The organism is Stenotrophomonas sp. CASM114 (assembly GCF_049384325.1).
Taxonomy (GTDB): domain Bacteria; phylum Pseudomonadota; class Gammaproteobacteria; order Xanthomonadales; family Xanthomonadaceae; genus Stenotrophomonas; species Stenotrophomonas muris.
On the sequence record NZ_JBMRGJ010000016.1, the window covers coordinates 1 to 18,045 of the forward strand.

General features: G+C 68.1%; 15 protein-coding genes. 4 read left to right on the forward strand and 11 right to left on the reverse strand.

Translation table 11 applies throughout. The features are described 5' to 3' along the window. Positions 1-576: 576 nt before the first annotated feature. Positions 577-1,764, forward strand: coding sequence for a benzoate/H(+) symporter BenE family transporter (locus tag VG566_RS14715; RefSeq protein ID WP_069118231.1), 1,188 nt, complete (start codon positions 577-579; stop codon positions 1,762-1,764). 23 nt (positions 1,765-1,787) lie between these two features. On the opposite strand, the gene VG566_RS14720 is transcribed toward VG566_RS14715, so the two are convergent. The 6 genes from VG566_RS14720 to egtB all read right to left on the reverse strand — a co-directional run bounded on the left by VG566_RS14720 (position 1,788) and on the right by egtB (position 7,728). Then, positions 1,788-2,333 carry a DUF2628 domain-containing protein gene (locus VG566_RS14720; RefSeq protein WP_014648914.1) on the reverse strand — a complete coding sequence of 182 codons (546 nt, stop codon included), beginning with the start codon at positions 2,331-2,333 and terminating at the stop codon, positions 1,788-1,790. 71 nt (positions 2,334-2,404) lie between these two features. Next, positions 2,405-3,175, reverse strand: a complete 771-nt coding sequence (locus tag VG566_RS14725; RefSeq protein ID WP_241884724.1) for a GYF domain-containing protein — start codon at positions 3,173-3,175, stop codon at positions 2,405-2,407. A gap of 26 nt (positions 3,176-3,201) precedes the next feature. Then, positions 3,202-4,092, reverse strand: coding sequence for a D-hexose-6-phosphate mutarotase (locus VG566_RS14730; RefSeq protein WP_049405570.1), 891 nt, complete (start codon positions 4,090-4,092; stop codon positions 3,202-3,204). A 61-nt stretch (positions 4,093-4,153) separates the two neighbouring features. Continuing rightward, positions 4,154-5,401: a lytic murein transglycosylase gene (locus VG566_RS14735; RefSeq protein WP_241884723.1), complete on the reverse strand. Its 1,248-nt coding sequence runs from the start codon at positions 5,399-5,401 to the stop codon at positions 4,154-4,156. 84 nt (positions 5,402-5,485) lie between these two features. Then, on the reverse strand, positions 5,486-6,460 hold the full coding sequence (gene egtD, locus VG566_RS14740) for an L-histidine N(alpha)-methyltransferase (protein WP_241884722.1): 975 nt from the start codon (positions 6,458-6,460) through the stop codon (positions 5,486-5,488). Next, complete coding sequence (gene egtB, locus VG566_RS14745; RefSeq protein ID WP_241884725.1) at positions 6,457-7,728, reverse strand: ergothioneine biosynthesis protein EgtB; 1,272 nt, start codon at positions 7,726-7,728, stop codon at positions 6,457-6,459. The genes egtD and egtB overlap by 4 nt, the downstream gene beginning before the upstream one ends. 151 nt (positions 7,729-7,879) lie before the next feature. Between egtB and VG566_RS14750 the strand changes: the two genes are divergently transcribed. Next, positions 7,880-9,160, forward strand: coding sequence for a GGDEF domain-containing protein (locus VG566_RS14750; RefSeq protein ID WP_049405563.1), 1,281 nt, complete (start codon positions 7,880-7,882; stop codon positions 9,158-9,160). Positions 9,161-9,163: 3 nt separating this feature from the next. Here VG566_RS14750 and VG566_RS14755 read toward each other — a convergent pair whose 3' ends face one another. Continuing rightward, positions 9,164-9,556 carry a YchJ family protein gene (locus VG566_RS14755; RefSeq protein WP_032960150.1) on the reverse strand — a complete coding sequence of 131 codons (393 nt, stop codon included), beginning with the start codon at positions 9,554-9,556 and terminating at the stop codon, positions 9,164-9,166. 102 nt (positions 9,557-9,658) lie between these two features. Here VG566_RS14755 and VG566_RS14760 point away from each other — a divergent pair, with 102 nt between their 5' ends. Continuing rightward, a complete protein-coding gene (locus VG566_RS14760) occupies positions 9,659-10,438 on the forward strand; it encodes a sulfite exporter TauE/SafE family protein (protein WP_241884721.1) in 780 nt (259 codons plus the stop codon). A 154-nt stretch (positions 10,439-10,592) separates the two neighbouring features. Here VG566_RS14760 and VG566_RS14765 read toward each other — a convergent pair whose 3' ends face one another. The 4 genes from VG566_RS14765 to folE form a co-directional block, all read right to left on the reverse strand. After that, positions 10,593-13,973 (reverse strand): ATP-binding protein, encoded by a 3,381-nt coding sequence (locus VG566_RS14765; RefSeq protein ID WP_032960149.1) that lies wholly within the window; start codon positions 13,971-13,973, stop codon positions 10,593-10,595. Positions 13,974-13,989: 16 nt separating this feature from the next. Beyond that, a complete protein-coding gene (locus VG566_RS14770; protein WP_005421303.1) occupies positions 13,990-14,691 on the reverse strand; it encodes a DUF4194 domain-containing protein in 702 nt (233 codons plus the stop codon). After that, positions 14,678-16,147: a DUF3375 domain-containing protein gene (locus tag VG566_RS14775; protein WP_049405561.1), complete on the reverse strand. Its 1,470-nt coding sequence runs from the start codon at positions 16,145-16,147 to the stop codon at positions 14,678-14,680. The genes VG566_RS14770 and VG566_RS14775 overlap by 14 nt, the downstream gene beginning before the upstream one ends. 112 nt (positions 16,148-16,259) lie before the next feature. After that, the gene (gene folE / locus VG566_RS14780; RefSeq protein ID WP_004141296.1) at positions 16,260-16,871 is read right to left on the reverse strand and encodes a GTP cyclohydrolase I FolE; all 612 of its coding nucleotides are present in this window, start codon (positions 16,869-16,871) and stop codon (positions 16,260-16,262) included. A 672-nt stretch (positions 16,872-17,543) separates the two neighbouring features. Between folE and VG566_RS14785 the strand changes: the two genes are divergently transcribed. Then, a complete protein-coding gene (locus tag VG566_RS14785) occupies positions 17,544-17,999 on the forward strand; it encodes a MarR family winged helix-turn-helix transcriptional regulator (RefSeq protein WP_012481667.1) in 456 nt (151 codons plus the stop codon). The last annotated feature ends 46 nt before the right edge of the window (positions 18,000-18,045 follow it).

Sequence of the window (18,045 nt, forward strand, 5' to 3'; positions counted from 1 at the left end):
TTGCTTTAAAACAATTAATAGTTGCTTGATCAAACGTCTGCAAGATGGACAATCATCCTTCCTGCAGGCGCCTTCACAAGATACCTGCGCATACTTTCAAAGATCCGGGGAAGTGGCCTCAGCGCCGTTCCCGTGTGCTGCGAAGTTTCCTTCGTAGCGAGCCGCCCATTATAGCCGGCTTTTCCGCTTCGTCAACACCTTTTTTCAAGGCCGTCTCACCGGAGTGGACGTTGTTGCCGATGCTGCTTCGTCGTTGGGCCCGAGGGCCTTTCATCGCTGCGAGCCGCCTATTATGCCGGACTTTTCGAGTCCGTCAACACCTTCGTTCGATCAACTCGTTCGCCGGTGGTGGCGTCGCTGTTCGCGTGTCGTTTCCGGGGAAGCGATGCGCTGCAGCAAGGGAGCGAATTCTAGAGATCCTGCGGATTTCGTCAAGGCTTTTTTGCAGCGTGATGACAGAAGCACCGCGCCATCACGCATGACGTACGCTCGAAGATCACTGCGGCGTTGCCCGCGCGTTGCGCGGTCAACGCCGAAACCCTTATCAATGCAGGGATGCACAGTGGAGACAGGGCAATGAGCATGCAGGTGCGGCGCGCGTGGTGGCGCGATCTTTCGATGCCGGCAATCGTCGCTGGCTTCATTACGGTACTGGTGGGCTTCGCCAGCTCGGCCGTGATCGTGTTCCAGGCGGCACAGGCCGTCGGTGCCGACCAGGCGCAGATCGCCTCCTGGATGTGGGCGCTGGGGCTGGGCATGGGCGTGACCTGCATTGGCCTGTCGCTGCGCTATCGGGTGCCGGTGGTGACAGCGTGGTCGACCCCGGGTGCAGCGATGCTGGTGGTGGGTGCCGGCGGTGCTTCGCTCTCCGAGGCCACGGGCGCATTCCTGCTGGCCGCCGTGCTGGGCCTGCTTGCGGGTTTCTCGGGGGTCTTCGCGCGACTGATGCAACGGGTACCGATGGCGCTGGCCGCCGGCATGCTGGCCGGTGTGCTGCTGCGCTTCGGGCTGGATGTGTTCGTCGCCATGAACACCCAGCTGGTGCTCGCGCTGGCAATGTTCGCCACCTGGCTGGCCGGGCGCCGGCTGTTCCCGCGCTATGCGGTGATCGCCACATTGCTGGTCGGCATCGCCGTCGCCGCGAGCCGTGGCCTGCTGCACGCCCAGCAGGTGCATCTGCAACTGGCGATCCCGCAGTGGGTGACGCCCTCGCTGTCGTGGACCGCCGTGGCCGGCATTGCCCTGCCCCTGTTCGTGGTCACCATGGCCTCGCAGAACATTCCCGGTGTGGCGGTGATGCGCGCGTCCGGCTACGACGCCCCGGTGTCGCCGTTGATCGGCTGGATCGGTGTAGTCAATACGCTGCTGGCGCCGTTCGGTGCGTATGCACTGAACCTGGCGGCGATCACCGCCGCCATCTGCATGGGCCGCGATGCGCACGAGGATCCGGCGCGCCGCTACACCGCAGCGATGGCGGCCGGCGCCTTCTACATTGTCATCGGGCTGTTCGGCGCCACGGTGGCCGCACTGTTCGCGGCCTTCCCCAGGGAGCTGGTGGCCTGCGTGGCCGGTATCGCGCTGTTCGGCACCATCGGCAACAGCCTGGCCAGTGCATTGGCGGTGGAGCGCGACCGCGAGGCGGCGCTGGTCACCTTCCTTGTTACCGCCTCCGGAGTTTCCCTGGCCGGGATCGGCTCGGCGTTCTGGGGACTGCTGGCCGGTGCGCTGTGCCTGCTGGTGTTGCGGGCACGGACAACGGCCTGAGCAACCCTATCAGGCCGGCATGATCAGGCCGCCATGCGGGCGACGGTATTGATCACCGCGTTGGCCGCCATGCCGATCACCACCGCCCACACGCTGGTGCCGCCACGACGCTGCAGTTCGGCACGGATGCGGTTGTGCTGCCCGGCGTGGGCAGCCTTCACTTTGCCCAGCAGTCGCGTGCAGTAGCGCAGGTACAGGGTATTGGCGGTCACCGCGATGGCGAACCGAGGCACCGCCAGCAACGCCACCGTGAGCAGCGGGTTGGCGCGGGCCGCCAGCAGCGCGATGCCGATCAGGACCAGCTCGAAGAGGATGGCTGCCAGGTACATCTTCCGGTGCAGCAGCCAGTACGTCGGCACCAGGAAGGCGGGCCAGTGCCACGGTCGCGGCGGCTTCGGCACCGGGCTGCCCAGGTGCCAGCGCTGGCGATAGAGCGCCGCGTTGGGGCCGACGAGGAGGTTCAGGTAGTCCGCGTCGGACGGAGCGGGCGCGTCGTCCACCTCTGTGGCGGGCGCAAGATAGGGATTGTCATCCGCCGGGGAAACCGGCGGAGTATCCAGATGATTCATGTCGGCGATTCCTTGCCCAGGACGATCCCGCGGTAGCGGCAGCCACCGCTGAATCTGAAGCCTTCCCGGCCTCAGCCTGCCAGCGCCTGCCCCACCAGCATCACCGCAACGACGGCGATGGCCACCATCGCCGCTGCCAGTGCATTGGTGTCACCCCGTCTGGCCAGCTCGCTGCGCAGGCGCGCCTCGTCATCTCCCACCAACGCGCGCGCGCGGGCGATCTCACGCTGGCAATGCGCGAGGTACCAGCGGTTGGCATACACCGCAGCGGCGATGTTGATGACGAGGGTGATGACCGTCGACACGCCTTCCGGAACGCCCAGCAACGCTTCGGCGATGCTGAAGAACACCAGCACGCCGGCCCAGATCGCCGCCAGCCGGTACATCCTGCGGTACACCATCCAGATCACGCCGATCAGGAACGCCGGCCAGTGCCAGGTGCCGTTGCCGTCGGCAATGCCCTGGTCGAGCCGCCAGCGCTGTCGATAGATCGGGAAGTTGCCGCCGACCACGGCGGCGTACAAGGCGATGTCGCCTTCCAGCTGCGGCGCGGTCGCGGCCACCGGCGAAGCTGCCGGCGCACGATAGGGGTCGGACGGATCAGCGGTCGATGCGCCGCTGGCGCTGACGGCCTGCGCCGGTTCAATCGACGGCGGGGTCGGATCCATCGGCGCCACCGAGGGATCCAGCTCGGCCAGCGGCCGCCACGATGCCATTCCTTCCCGCCACATCAGCGTACGGGCGGTTACCGTGCCGTCCTGCTGCAGACGGCGCAGCCCGGCCAGGTCCACCGGCCCTTCGCTCTGCTTGCTGTTGGCGTACCACCACTGTGCGTCCTGCATGCCATCCACTCCTGTCGATCCCATGGTTACTCCGAACACCCCGCCACGGCCTGCAGCGGTTCACTGGCCAGTACCTGCACCAGCTGGTGGCGCGCGCCGGGTGCAAGGGCAATCTGCTCCGGCCCGGCATTGGCTACTTCCAGGCACACGTAATCGTGCCAACCGTCGCCGACATCGGCCATCTTCGCCGCCGCCTCCGCGCCCGGATTCCACGCCACCAGGGTCTGGCTGCCTTCGCTGCGGATCTCGATCCGCCGCTGCAGGACGGGATCGCGAAGCACGTAGTGGCCACCGGCACCGGTATAGATGCGGTCGCTGCGCCCCGGATCGCGCGGGTCACGCAGCGACCAGGGCCCCTGCTGCCGGCGCAGCTGCGTGTAATCCTCGTACTTGTCCAGATAGTGCAGGCCATCGAGGCCATCAACCTCGACACGACGGGCATCGCCCACCCGGAAGTAGCTGTGCAGGGCCTGGGTGAAGGTCATCGGGGACGGGCCGGTGTTCTCGGTGGTCAACTGCTGGCGCAACTGGCGACCGATGCGCAGCTGCATCTGCAGGCGCAGGCCACACTCGGCAATCGACAGGGGCGCCAGCTGCAGCTCCAGTTCACCGTCATCGTCCTGGCGGGCCTGCAGCAGCTCCCAGCGCGCGGTGCGTACCAGGCCGTGTGCCGGCACGTCATCACTCTGGCCCTGGCGACCGAACCACGGCCAGCACACTGGAACGCCACCCCGGATCGGCGTGGGCAGCCCGGCCCGTTTCGGCGACAGCCACAGCAGGTCCGGCTGCCCCTCCGGGATGAACGACAGCAGCTGTCCGCCGAACACGCTGATGACCGCGGTGGCGCTGGGCGTGCGTATCTGCCAGGCCTCGAGCCCGTGGTACAGGCCGGTGCTGATGTCCGGGTTCGACTGCATGCTATGACGCTCCTTGAAGACCGCGGCGATGATGTCGCGGCCAGCCTGTGATCGGCAAGGTCTAGCGGGTGGCAGGCGTCCCTGCGGCTGCCTCCTGCTGCAACGCGCGCAGGATGCGCTGGCCGGCGCGCCCATCCGCATTGGCCCAGCCCAGGCGCTGCTGCTCGGCCTGGATCGCGCGGCGCGTGGCGGTGCCGATCATGCCGTCCGCGCTGCCGATGTCGTGGCCGCGGGCCAGCAGCAGGGTCTGCAGCTGGCGGCGTTCATCGCGGCCGATGCCGGGATCATCGGTCGGCCAGGCGGTGGCCAGGCCGGTGCCGCCACGCAGCTGGTCGGCCAGCGTGGCGATGGCCAGTGCATAGCTTTCGGCGGCGTTGTAGCTGTAGATCGCATCGTAGTTGCGGAACACCAGCAGCGCCGGGCCCTTGATGCCGGCCGGCAGCAGCAGGGCGGCGCGCGCGTCGGCCGGCAGATTGGGCGGCACCAGCGCGCTGCCATCCAGCGCGGTCACGCCCTGCACGCGCCAATCGGCGAGGGCTCGACGTTGGGTGCGGCCCGCCTGGCTGGCATTGAAACCGGGGGGAACACGGACCTCCATGCCCCACGGTTCGCCACTGCGCCAACCCGCACGCTTGAGGTAGTTGGCGGTGGACGCCAGCGCGTCGGGAATGCTGCCGACCAGATCGCTGCGGCCATCGCCATCACCATCGACCGCGATACGTGCGTAGGTGCTGGGCATGAACTGCGTATGCCCGAAGGCGCCGGCCCAGGAACCGGTGAGCCCCTGGGCCTGCAGGTCGCCGCGGTCGATCAGCTTGAGCAGCGCCAGCAGTTCGCCACGGAAGAAGGCCTGGCGGCGGCCGGCGCAGGACAGCGTGGCCAGCGACTGCAGCAGCGGGCGCTTGCCGAAGACGCGGCCATAGTCGCTCTCCACCCCCCAGACCGCGACGATGGTGGCCGGGTCGACGCCATACTGCGCGGAGACGCGATCGAGCAGATCGCGATGTTGCTGCAGCAGGGTGCGGCCATCATCGACGCGCTGGCGGTCGACCAGCGCGGCCAGGTAGTCCCAGATCGGCGTGGTGAATTCCGGCTGTGCGTCCAGCAGTCCGAGCACGCTCGGGTCCGGCGTGAGCCCGGTGGTGATCTCGTTGAAACGGTCGGCGCCGATGCCCTGGGTTGCGGCGGTGGCCTGCAGGGCCGCCAGGCAGCGGCTGAACGCCGGATCGTTGCTGGCGGCAGGGGCCGCAGGCAGCGTCGGGGTCGAGGCGAGGGCGGCCGCCAGGCCGAGCGTGGTCAGAATGGGCATGGCGTCCTCCGTGTTGCCGTTGCACGGCCATCTTAGGGGCAGCAGTGCGGCCGAACCTGAAGGGCCACCGGCTGGCCGTCCCCCCTAGGCAACGCGCAGCAGGCGCAGGCCATAGGCGGGACTTTCGGCATCCCAACGCTGTGCGACCTGCAGGCCCGCCTGCTGCAACAGCGCCTCGAAGCTGTCATCGGTGTACTTGTGGCTGTACTCGACGCGGATGGGTTCACCGGCAGCAAAGTGGAAGGTGCGGCCACCGAGGTGGACGTCCTGCGGCCACTGGCTGACCAGGTCGGTTTCGATGCGCAGCCGCGCGGTGTTGTAACGGGCGCGGTGGCGGAATCCATCGAGATCGAAATCGCTTCCGATCTCGCGGTTGAGGCGGGCCAGCAGATTGAGGGTGAATGCCGCAGTGACGCCCTGCGCATCGTTGTAGGCCGCTTCGATCAGCGCCGTGTCCTTGTGCAGGTCGATGCCGATCAGGGCCAGGCCGTCGCGGCCCATCGTCTGACGCATCGCCCGCAGCAGGGCGACGGCCTCCGCTTCGGCGAAATTGCCCAATGTGGAACCGGGGAAGAACAGCAGCCGTCGCGCGGGTTCGCGTTCGGGCATGGGCACGGCGACGGCGCGGGTGAAGTCCGCGCAGACCGGCAGCATCTCGACCTCGGGCAGCGCCGGCGCCAGGTGGTCGATGCTGGACAGCAGTGCGGCCCGCGAGATCTCGATCGGCGTATAGGCCACCGGATCCTGGAGCGCGGCCAGCAGCAACGCGGTCTTGCGGCCACTGCCGCTGCCCAGCTCGACCACATGCAGGCGCGGGCCGACCACGCGCGCGACATCGGGCAGCACCCGGGCCAGCAGCGCCAGCTCGGTGCGCGTGGGGTAGTACTCGCGGGTCTGGGTGATCTGTTCAAACAGACGCGAGCCGCGGGCATCGTAGAAGTACTTGGAAGGCAGCTGCCGCGATGCGCAAGACAGACCGGCCAGCGCATCGGCCAGGATCTGCTGGCGGCTGGGGGTCAGGTCGGTCAGCGCCTGCAGCGCGTCATGCACCGTGCTCATATGAGGTCCCTGGCCAGGCGCAATCCGGAGAACTGCCAGCGCGCCGGCGGCATGAAGAAATTGCGGTAGCTGGCGCGCACATGGTCGCGGGGCGTGGCACAGCTGCCGCCGCGCAGCACCCATTGCCCGCACATGAACTTGCCGTTGTATTCGCCGAGGTTGCCGTCAAAAGGACGGAAGCCCGGGTAGGCGCCATAGGCGCTGGCGGTCCACTCCCAGACGTCACCGAACAGTTGCCGCAGCCCACTGCCCTGCCCGGCCTGCGGGTGCAGGTGATCGTCATCGGCGAAATGACCGCGCAGGGGCTGCGACGCGGCGGCCGCTTCCCACTCGAACTCGCTGGGCAGGCGCGCACCGGCCCAGCGGGCGCAGGCATCGGCCTCGTAGTAACTGAGGTGGCAGACAGGCGCGTGCGGGTCCAGCTCGCGCCAACCACCCAGGGTGTACTCGCGCTGCAGGGCATCATCCCAGTACAGGGGGTGCTGCCAGCCTTCGGCTTCACGCAGCGCCCAGCCTTCGCTGAGCCACCAGCGCGGCTCGCGGTAGCCCCCCGCCTCGATGAAGATGCGGTACTCGGCATTGCTGACGGGGCGTTCGGCCAGGGCATGCGCGGGCAGCAGCACACGGTGTGGCGGCGATTCGTTGTCGTAGGCGAAGGCGGCGTGCCGGGGCCATGCCGCGGCACCGACGGTGACGATGCGTTCGGGCGATTCGATCCAGCCCTGCGCCGTGGCGGTGCTGGCGCCGGGCCGCAGGTCCTCGCGATACGGTGGCTGCAGTGGATTGCACCAGAACGCATGCTTGATGTCGGTCAGCAACAGTTCCTGGTGCTGTTGTTCGTGCTGCAGCCCCAACTGCAGATGGTGCAGCGCCTGCGCGTCGAGGTCACCGGCCGCCAGCCGTGACTGCACCTGCATGTCGACCTGTTGCCGGTAGTCGCGCACCTGCTGCAGCGAGGGCCGCGACAGCAGACCGCGTTGCGGCCGCGCATGCGCCGGGCCGATGCTCTTGTAATAGCTGTTGAACAGATAGTCCCAGGCCGGGTCATGCGCGGGCGTGGTGGCGAAACCGGCCAGCACGAAGCGTTCGAAAAACCAGGTGGTATGGGCCAGGTGCCACTTGCTGGGACTGGCGTCGGCCATGCTCTGCAGCATGGCGTCCTCGGCACTGAGCGGCGCGGCCAGCTGCAGGCTGCGCGCCCGCACCTGTGCAAAGCGGCGGGCGAGATCGCGCTGCGGGGCAGCGACGGCGGTGGGTACGCTGTCCATGCCGGAAGCATCGGCGCAGGACGGTGAGCGCAACGTCATGGCACCACATCACCACGTTCACATGACAGCGGGCACGCGCATTCAAGAAGCGCGTGGGGACGCCGCTAACGGCAATGTTGCGGCCGCATCGTCACCGCACTGGACTTACCGCGTGCCCCTGCATCCGCTCCGCCAGCCTGCGCATTACCTGTTCGTGCTGCCCGCCGTGCTGGTCGTCCTGGTGCTGTGGATGGCGCTGGGCACCGAGGATGTCGCCAGCCCGGCGCAGCGCATCCTGCCCTGGCTGCTGGCCTGTCTCGGTGCAGGCCTGGCCCTGCTCTACCACCAGATGCGCACGTTGTGCCTGCTGCTGGTGGTGGCGGTGGTATTCGCCCTGCTGCACCGGGACGTCGGTGGCTACCTGCGCAGCGGCCATGTCGACGCCCTGACCCCGCTGCGCTTCCACGCGATCTCGGCGTGGGTGCCGCTGCTGTTCGCCGGACTGGCACTATGGCCGGAACGCGGACGCCGACGCCAGGACCTGCTGCTGCGCAGCGTAGTGTGCGGCGCGGCGCTGATGATCTTCCTGCTGCTGGCGGCACAGCAGCCGCAGGGGATGCACGATCTGCTGTCGAACCGTCACTGGGCCTGGATTCCCGCCAACTGGAACGCGTTGGCGCAGTTGCCGGCGCTGCTGTTCCTGCTGGCGACCGCAGCATTGGGCTGGCAGGCGTGGCGGCATCCGCGGCCACTGCACACGGCAATGCTGCTGGCCCTGCTGTGCCTGTGGTGGATGCTGCCGCGGATCTTCCTGCAGCCGGTGCTGCTGCCGGCGCTGAGCAGTGCCGCCCTGCTGCTGATGCTGGGCGCGATGCTGCAGGAATCCTTCCACATGGCCTTCCGCGATGAGCTGACCGGCCTGCCGGGGCGACGGGCGTTCAACGAGACCCTGCAGCGGGCACGCGGTACCTACAGCATCGCGATGGTGGACGTTGACCACTTCAAGTCATTCAACGACACCCATGGTCACGACACCGGCGACGATGTGCTGCGCCTGGTGGCGTCGCGGCTGGCGCGGGTGGGCGACGGTGGCCGTGCGTTCCGCTATGGCGGCGAGGAGTTCGCGGTGGTGTTCCTGGACCGGCCGGCGGCAGCCTGTGTCGATGCCGTGGAAGCATTGCGGCAGAGCATCGAGGACACCCGCATGCAGCTTCGCGACCGCAGCACCCGCAGCCGTGACGACGAAGCCGGCCGCCAGCGGCGCGGACGCGGTGGCAGCGGCCAGGTGGTGCAGGTGACGGTGAGCATCGGGCTGGCCGACAGCTGCGTGGATCCGCGGCCGATGGCCGTGGTCAAGGCCGCCGACCAGGCCCTGTATGTGGCCAAGGACGGGGGCCGCAACCAGGTGCGCGCGCACGGCGGCCAGCGCGTTCTGGCAGCGCACGGCGCGTAGTGCTCAGACCGCGTCGAGGTAGTACCAGCGGCCGTCGATGCGTTGGAAGCGGCTGTGCTCGGTCATCCTCACCGCGCTGCCGCCGCCGATGCGGTAGCGCGCGGTGAAGCGGACTTCGGCGCTGTCAGCACCAGTGATGGTGTGCTCGTGCACGGTCAGGCCCAGCCAATGGGTGCGCTGGCCGGGGGCATCGTCCAGCGACAGCTCGGCCGGACGCGTGTCCGGATGCCAGGACTGGCGCAGGTAGTCAGCCAGGCCACGCACATAGGCGCTGTAGCGCGAACGCATCAGGTGCTCTGCATCAGGCGCGGCTTCACCGGCATGGAAACGGCCACAGCAGGCGGCATAGTCGGCGGGAAGGCCACAGGGGCAGGGATCGGCGGGTTTTCGGCTCATGCCGGCATTGTCGCCGGGTTGCCGGGATTGATCCACGCGGGGCCGCAGTCGCCCGGAGCAGGACAGGCGTATGCTGTCGCGCCCCCTCCTTGATTGATCGCCGTGCTGGAACTGGTTCCCCCTGAGTTGTGGTGGCTGGTGGTGATCGCCTTCATCGCCGGCCTTGTGGATGCCGCTGTCGGTGGCGGTGGCCTGGTGCAGCTGCCCGGCCTGTTCACGGTGCTGCCGCAGCAGACGCCGGCGATGCTGTTCGGTACCAACAAGTTCAGTTCGATGTTCGGTACCGGTGCGGCCGCCTGGCGCTATGCGCGCAACGTGCGCTTCCCGTGGAAGCCGGTACTGTTCGCGGCCGGTACCGCCTTCATCTTCTCCTTCGCCGGGGCCACCGCGGTGAGCCTGCTGCCCAAGGACGCGGTGCGCCCACTGGTGCTGGTGCTGCTGATCGCGATGCTGGCCTACACGTTGTGGAAGAAGGACTTCGGCGCGTTGCACCGGCCGCAGGAGATCGGCCGCCGCGAACTGGCGATCGCGCTGGCGATCGGTGCGGCGATCGGCTTCTACGACGGCTTCTTCGGGCCGGGCACCGGCAGCTTCCTGATCTTCCTGTTCGTGCGCTTCTTCGGCCTGGATTTCCTGCGTGCGTCAGCGGCGTCGAAGGTGGTGAACCTGGCGACCAATGCGGCGGCAATCTCGTTCTTCGTACCGACCGGCAACATCCTGTGGCTGTTCGCGCTGCCGATGGCGGCGGCCAACATCATCGGCTCGGTGGTGGGCACGCGCCTGGCGTTGAAGGGCGGCACGCCGTTCATCCGCAAGTTGTTCGTGGGGCTGGTGGTGGTACTGATCGCGCGGATGGCGTGGGATACCTTCCGCGGTGCGTAAATGCGGTTGCCGGCCAGCGGCCGGCACTACCGGGTCATGAACGCTGCCCATGGGTAATGCCGGCCGCTGGCCGGCATCCCCATCCGATCGGGTCGTGAACCCCGCCCATGGGTAGTGCCGGCCGCTGGCCGGCATCCCCATTCAATCGACCGGGTCAGGCTTCGGCTTCTTCCGGTTCGTTGGCCTGCTGGCGGCTGCGCTCGGGCAGCTTCAGGCGCTTGCCTTCTTCGTCGTACTCGATCAGCAGCACGCCGGAGTCGTGGCGGCCGCTGATCTCGACGAAGCAGGCGCCACCGATGAACGGCTCCAGCGTCATCACCGACTTCAGCGGGGTGGCGACCACCATCTGGAAACCGAAGTTGTCGAAGATGTTCATCGCCAGCGCGGTGAACTCGTTGTCGGCCTTGTCGAAGGCTTCGTCGAGCACGACGGCGGCGTAGCTGGGCAGCTGGCTGTCGGCGCCGCCGAGCTGGTAGCGCAGTGCCGCAGCCAGGCAGGTGGTGGCCAGTTTCTGGCGCTGGCCACCGGACTTGCCCGCGCCACTACGGTAGATCTCGACCTGCTGGCGCGTTTCCGCATCCAGCTCGACGCCGATGAACTCCACGTGCATGCGTACGTCCAGCACCAGCTCGCGCCAGCGCTTGTCCTCGCCTTCCTGCGAACCCAGGCGGTTGACCAGCTGGCGCAGCACGGTGAACTGCGATTCGGCCAGCTCGCGCTGCTCGGTCTGCTGCTGCGCCAGCACCTCGCGCAGCTGCAGGTGGAACTCGCCGACTTCCGGCAGGCGGCGGTCGCTCAGTTCGATGGTCAGCAGCGTGCCACGGTTGAACGGCACCTGCTCCAGGCTGGCGTTCACTTCGTCCAGGCGCTGGCCAATCGACTTGCGGGCCTCGGCGCTGTGGCGCTGCAGGGCCAGCAGGTTGTTCTTGCTCTGGTTCTGCAGCAGATCGAAGAAGCGCTCTTCGTGCTGCGGCAGGCCGTCGCGCTCCAGGCGCTCGAGGCGGGCAAGGAAATCCTCGGCCGAGGCCACCGATACGGTGAAGTCGCCCGATTCCTCCGGCCACTGCTGGATGAAGCGACGGAAGCAGCCGATCAGCTGGTTCTCGATGCGGTTGAGGTCCTGCTGCGAGGTCGACAGCTGCTCGTTCAGCGCGTTGCTGACCTGGCGCATGTGCGCCTCCAGCGTTTCCAGGCTGAGCGGGCCCTGTTCCTGCAGGCGCTCGGCAAGGCCGGCTTCCTGCTCCTGGGCCAGGCTCGGCAACACCAGCGCACGGCTCTGCTGTCGCGCGCGGTCGAGGCGATCGCGCTCCTTGACCAGCTGCCCGCGCTCGACGCGGACGTCTTCATAGGTACGGCGAGCCTGCTCGATGTCGGCGCGCACGGCGTCGATCTGCTTGGCCAGCTTGGCCAGGTCGGCATTGCCTTCGCGCAGGTCGCGCAGGGTGGCCTCGATATCGGTCAGGCGCTGCTGCGGGGCGGCGATGTCGATCTCGTTCCAGCTGATGCTGACCAGCTCGTGGCAGGCCAGGCGACGTTCGTTGTCGCGGTCACGCTGCCCACGCAGGCGCGCGATGTCGGTCTCGCAGCTGGCGATGCGCTTGGCCAGTTCCTGGGCTTCGCGCTCGAAGGCGCCCACCTTGTCGTGGTTGTTGAAGCCGAGGATCCAGCGACGGCGGTCGCCCACCGCACTGCGGTCGTCCTTCTCGAAGCGGTCGCCGGGATGCTTGACCTGGCCTTCGCGGGTGATGCCGCGGTCGACGTTGCGCAGCTGCTTGGCATCCACGCACTCGTAGTCGAAGCGCTTGCCGAGCTCACGGCGCAGCCAGCTTTCGAATACGTGCTCGCGCAGCTCCAGCTTGTGCAGCAGCGACTTCGCCGACGGCTCGCGCGCGAACGCATCATCGTTGCGGCGCACACGGTAGTAGGTGAAGCGCATGCCCAGGTGAGTGCGATTCACCCACTCGGCGACGTCGTTGTAGTGCTTGTCATCGACCAGCAGCGACAGCGCGAAGCCACCCAGCACACGCTCGATGGCACCCTGCCAGCCCTGCTCTTCCGAGCGGACCTGGATCAGCTCGCCGACGAACGGCAGCGCCGCCTCGGCAATGCCGGTTTCCTCGGCCAGGCGCGCGCGCAGCTTCTGCATCGGCGCCGGGATGTTGGAGGGCGTGCGCTGCATCGCTTCGAGTTCCGCACGGACTTCGCCGAAACGGCGCTCGTCATCGCGCTTGCCACCCAGGCGATCGCTGATCGCATCGTCCAGCGCCGAAGAGGCACGCTGGCGGTCCTGCAGTTCGTTCTGCGCACGCTCGACCAGCTCGGCGAAGCCGTGTGCGTCGTCCGGAAGTTCAGCCCCCAGCTGCTGCGCGGCCAGGCTTGCCTGCTCGCGCTTGGCTTGGCGGCGGTCGCGCTCGGCTTCGGCACGGCCCTGCTCGCGCTCCAGTTCCTCGATGCGCTCACCGCCCTGCTGGCGGCGCTGCAGTTCCAGCTCGGCCAGGCGCTCGGTGTGGTTGTCCAGTGCGGCACGGCGCTGGGCTTCTTCGCCGAGCAGGCCACGGTCACGCACGTCCATCTCGCGCAGGCGCGCTTCGATCAGCGCCTGGCGGCGGCTTTCACGGAAGCTGTCGACGCCGAGCTTGAGGGCTTCGTCGTCGCCGCGCCGGCGGTGCATTTCCTTCAGGTCGTTGTAGTAGGCGCGTGCCGGCAGCAGGGTCTCCACCTGGCGGCGGGCGGTGACCACGGCCTGGTGCGCGCCATCGAGTTCGGCGAAGTCGCTGACCAGGCGCTCGGCGGCGTCGAAGGTCTTCGGCGTGTCGAGCATGAAGTCGCGCAGGAAGACGTTGAGGTCGCCCAGGTTCTTCGCCGACTGCGTCTTGTGCAGCAGGCGCAGCGCCATCTCGTTGTCGATGCCGAGCAGGTCGCGGAAGCGCTCGGCGTAGCCGGAGAAGGTGTCGAAGTGGTGCAGGTCGGACAGCTTCTGCTTGAGCTTGCGCAGGTCCAGGTCAAAGCCGCCAAGATCCTTCGCGATGTCGAACGGACGCTCGGCGATCATGTAGTGCTTGCGCACGTCACCGGCCGAGGTTCCGTTACCGGAGATCCACAGCAGGCGCACCAGGCTGACCACGCGGCCATCGCCGGCGCGGTACTCCAGCACCAGCGCAGTCCAGGTCGCGCCCTTGCGAAGGTACTGGGTGGCGATTTCGCCGGTGCCGCTGTCCTGCTGGTCGGCCCACGCGCCACGCACGTAGGACACCAGGTTGCGGTCGCGGCCACTGCGCTCGGCTTCACGCGCGGCGGCGTTGAAATCGACGATGGCCGGCGGCGTCAGCAGCGCGGACATGGCATCGAGCAGGGTCGACTTGCCCGAGCCGGAACGGCCGACGAACAGGAAGCCACGCTCGGCGATCGGTACTTCGGTCAGTCCGTTGAACGTGCCCCAGTTGTGTACCTGCAGGCGACGCATGCGGAACTGCTGCAGGCGCGGGTCCGGCAGGCCTTCGTTGAACAGGGCGGGAGTGTGCTTGGAGATAGCCATGCGATGGTCGGGTCTCTCAGGCCTCGGCGGCCGGGGTTTCACGCAGCTGGCGGTAGACCGCCGAAAGCTGGGATACGTCTTCGGCGGAGAACAGCAGCTTCAGCGCCGGCGAGACTTCGTGGCGGTCTTCCTGGCCGCTGAGGCGGGTCAGGATGTGGTTGTCCTTCATCTTCTGCACCGCCGAAGCGACGCGGCGATTGAAGCCGGCGCGGTCGGTGGACAGGTTCTTTTCGTAGATGGCCAGCGCTTCGGCCATCTCGGCGTCGGCGACCACCGCGCGGTTGCCGCGCGCATCGGCCTCGGCCAGCTGCTGGCGCAGGTACAGCAGCAGCACCGAGTCGATGAAGGTCAGCGGCGAGGTGCGCAGCAACACCGGCGCATCCACGTCTTCGGTGTCGGCCTGGCGGGTGAAGGCCACGCCGCTGTCACGGTCGAGCACCAGTTCCAGGAACAGGTCCGCCAGCGAGGAGCGGATGGCCGCCTCGCTGCGGATCAGTGCCGGCCACAGCTTGGCGTGGCGCAGCTGGTCGATGCTGGGGCCGATCAGCAGCTGGCACAGCGCGCGGCGTGCATCCAGCGGCAGGCGCCCGGTGTCGCCGAGGTAATACACGTCATTGCCACGGCGGGGCTGCGCCACGGCCGCCACCGGTTCGGCTTCGTAGGCGTCTTCCGCCACGTCGGCCTGCGGTGCGTCGATGGGATCTTCATGCCAGCTCATGGCGTCTCTCCTGGGTGAACCAAACCAGCGGGATGCGGGCGCGACGGACCTGGCCGTCGCCACCACGCCATTCGGCAAGCTCCTGCTCACCAGCGATCACGTTGCCGAAGCGCGTGCCCAGCGACAGGTAGCCGATGACGCTGCCAAGACCCTGCGGTGCTTCGCGCTGCGACAGTGCCTGGGCGATGCTGAGCCGCGGCTGTGCATCGAGCAGGTCGTGCAGGTCGCGGCGCAGGGTGCGGAAGTCGATTTCAGACGAAGCGACCAGATCACCGACGCTCTCCAGGCTGATGGCTGCGGCGTCGTTGTACTCGACGTTGCCATCGACCTGGGCGCTGCGCGGATCGTGCAGCTTCCACTGCGACCACGAGCGCAGGCGGCTGGTGGTCAGCTGCAGGTCGCGGCCGATGCCGCGTTGTGCGGGGAATTCGTCACGCAGTGACAGCGCTTCGGATTGCGCCTGCTTCAGCAGCTGGTTGAGGCGGCGCTGTTCCAGATAGCCACGGCTCTGCACGAAGCCACGCAGGCTGCGCGCGAAGTTCTGCAGCACGTCGTGCACCTGGCCACCGCGCTCGAGCATGGTGCTGGTGAAGCCGCGCAGGAAGTTGCGTTCGTTGCGGTCCAGGCGGCGGGCGAAGCCACGCGCCAGCACCGCTTCCAGCGCGGCATCGAGCTGGGCGCTCTGTTCGGCGTCGTTGAGCAGGCGCCAGAAGGCCTGGAAGCTGCGACCGGCATCGCTCTCGCCGATCACATCCACGCCTTCGAACAGCTGCGACAGCACATCGCCGCGCTCGCCCTCGTCGTCGATGATGCGTTCGCGGAAGTCGCGGTTGAGCTGCTCGAAATCGTCGCGCACCCGACGGAAATCCTCGGTCAGCTCGTCGGCCAGGCCGATGATCTGGCGCGCACGCTCCAGCGCGCGCTTGCCATCCAGCGCGATCACACGTCCGGCACCGACGCGGGCGATCTCGGCGTCGATGCGGTCGCGCTCGTCGCGCAGTGCTGACAGGCGTGCATCCGGGTCGGACTCGGTCTGCGCGGCCAACTGCGAGAGCTGTTCGATGACCAGCGCCAGGCGGCTTTCGGTGGCGGCCACGCGGGCCTGCTCAAGACCATCGGCGAAGCGGATGGCCTGCAGTGCCGCAGTCGACAGCTCGTACTGCTCCTGGTCGGCGCCTTCGGGCAGGCGGCGTTCCAGCCAGCCCTGGGCCAGCCAGTGCGCGATGTAGGCCTGCGCGGTACGCGGCAGCTCACGCGACAGTTCGTCGCCGTTGAGCTGGTCCAGCGCACGCTGCAGGCGCTCGTTGAGCACCGACGACGGCAGCGTGCGCTCGCCGTCCATCAGCAGCCCCTGCAGCAGGCCGATGATTTCCGGGGCGTGGTCGGCGGCAAGCAGCTTCCACTGGGGCTGTTCGCGCAGATGGCGGTAACGGGAGATGCGTTCGCGGTGCTTCATGCAGCGAAAGGAGTCATGAGGGCTGGCGGGGACGAGCAGCCGCCCGCGGCGGCCGCGCGGGCAGCCGTGGGCATGCCGGCCCGCAGAGGCCGGCGCAGTGCGGTCAAGCGGCTCAGCGCTTGCCGCCCACTTCGATGAAGCGCAGGAACTCGGCGCGGGTACGCGCGTCGTCGCGGAAGCTGCCCAGCATCTTCGAGGTGACCATGCTGACGCCGCGCTTGTGGATGCCGCGGGTGGTCATGCATTCGTGGGCACCTTCGACGACCACACCGACGCCGATCGGCTGCAGCACATCCTGGATGCACTGGGCGATCTGCGCGGTCATCTTCTCCTGCACCTGGAAACGGCGGGCGTAGGCTTCGACGACGCGGGCCAGCTTGCTGATGCCCACGACCTTGCCGGCCGGCAGGTAGCCGACGTGGACGCGGCCGATGATCGGCGCCATGTGGTGCTCGCAGTGGCTTTCGTACTCGATGTCACGCAGGACGATCAGTTCGTCGTAGCCGGCCACTTCCTCGAAGGTCCGCTCCATGTAGGCGCGCGGGTCGTCGCGGTAACCGCTGAACCAGTCGCCATAGGCTTCGGCGACACGGCGGGGGGTATCCAGCAGGCCTTCGCGGGACGGGTCCTCACCGGCCCAGCGCAGCAGGGTGCGCACGGCATCCTCGGCCTGGTCCTGGGTCACGTCGCCCTGCGGGGCGGCCTTTTCGTTGTTCTTGCTCATTGCGTACAGCGTCCCGAACGGGGGGCGAGCATCGTACCCGACCGGGGGGTGGGTCGTCCTGTTGGGACGGTTCATCGGGGGGTTCTTCCGGCGCCTCGTTGCTGCTGAGCGAGAGGGGGAAGGGGCAGGCCGGGCAGGACACGCCGCAAGTACGTCCCTGTAGGCTCGGCCACGGCGTCCATGCCGTGGACGGTCCTGCCCGGCCTGCCCCTCCCCCTCTCCGACGGTTTCCTGCGGGCGCGGCCGGACCGCCCGAAAGCGGGGGCAAAAGCGGGGGTTCATGACTTCGGAAGCACCGCGGGCCGCTGCTGCGGTGGGTGCGGGCCGTTGGTCCGCACTGCTCCTGCCTTTAAAGAGCCAACCCACCGCGCTCGCGGGGTGATGGGAGGGCAGCGGGGGCCGGGCGGGGCAGGACCGTCCGCGGCATGGATGCCGCGGCCGAGCCCCCAAGGGTGAGGGCGCTTTGCTTGCGAGGCATGCCTCGCAAGCGCCCGAACGCCCAGCCGCCAGCGGCTGGGCCGGACCCCGGAGGGGGGTTCACGGCGTGTCCTGCACAGTCCGGCCCCCGCTGCCCCACCCGACACCAGGCAGGCGCAACGCTTTCCCCACTACACCCCCATTCAGAAAAACCTATTGATAGGAATGAAATTAGTAGTATCCTATCTATCTCTTATGGACCGACCCCTCGACGAGCGCACCGTGCTGCAGATGCAGCTCAGCTCCGGCCTGCTGTACGCAGGGCGGCAGTGGCAGCGCCTGGCCGACAGCCGGCTCGGCAGCTACGGCATCTCCACCGCCTGCACCATGCCCCTGCTGATGATCGGCCGCTCCGGCGGTGGCATCCGTCAGGTGGCGCTGGCCCAGCAGCTGGGCATGGAGGGTCCTTCCCTGGTGCGCCTGCTGGACAAGCTGTGCGCCAGCGACCTGGTCCGCCGCGAGAGCGACGCCAGCGACCGCCGCGCCAACCTGCTGTGGCTGACCGACGCGGGCCATGCGCTGGTCAGCGAGCTGGAAGACCAGTTGATCGGCCTGCGCCAGGACGTGTTCGGCGAGCTTTCCATGGATGAACTGCACGCCGTGCTGAAGGCATGGCGCCTGCTGGCCGAGGCCGCCGACCGCATCACGTAAGACCGCTGCCCCCGAATACCGCCGCTGCCGTGCACACGCCAGCGGC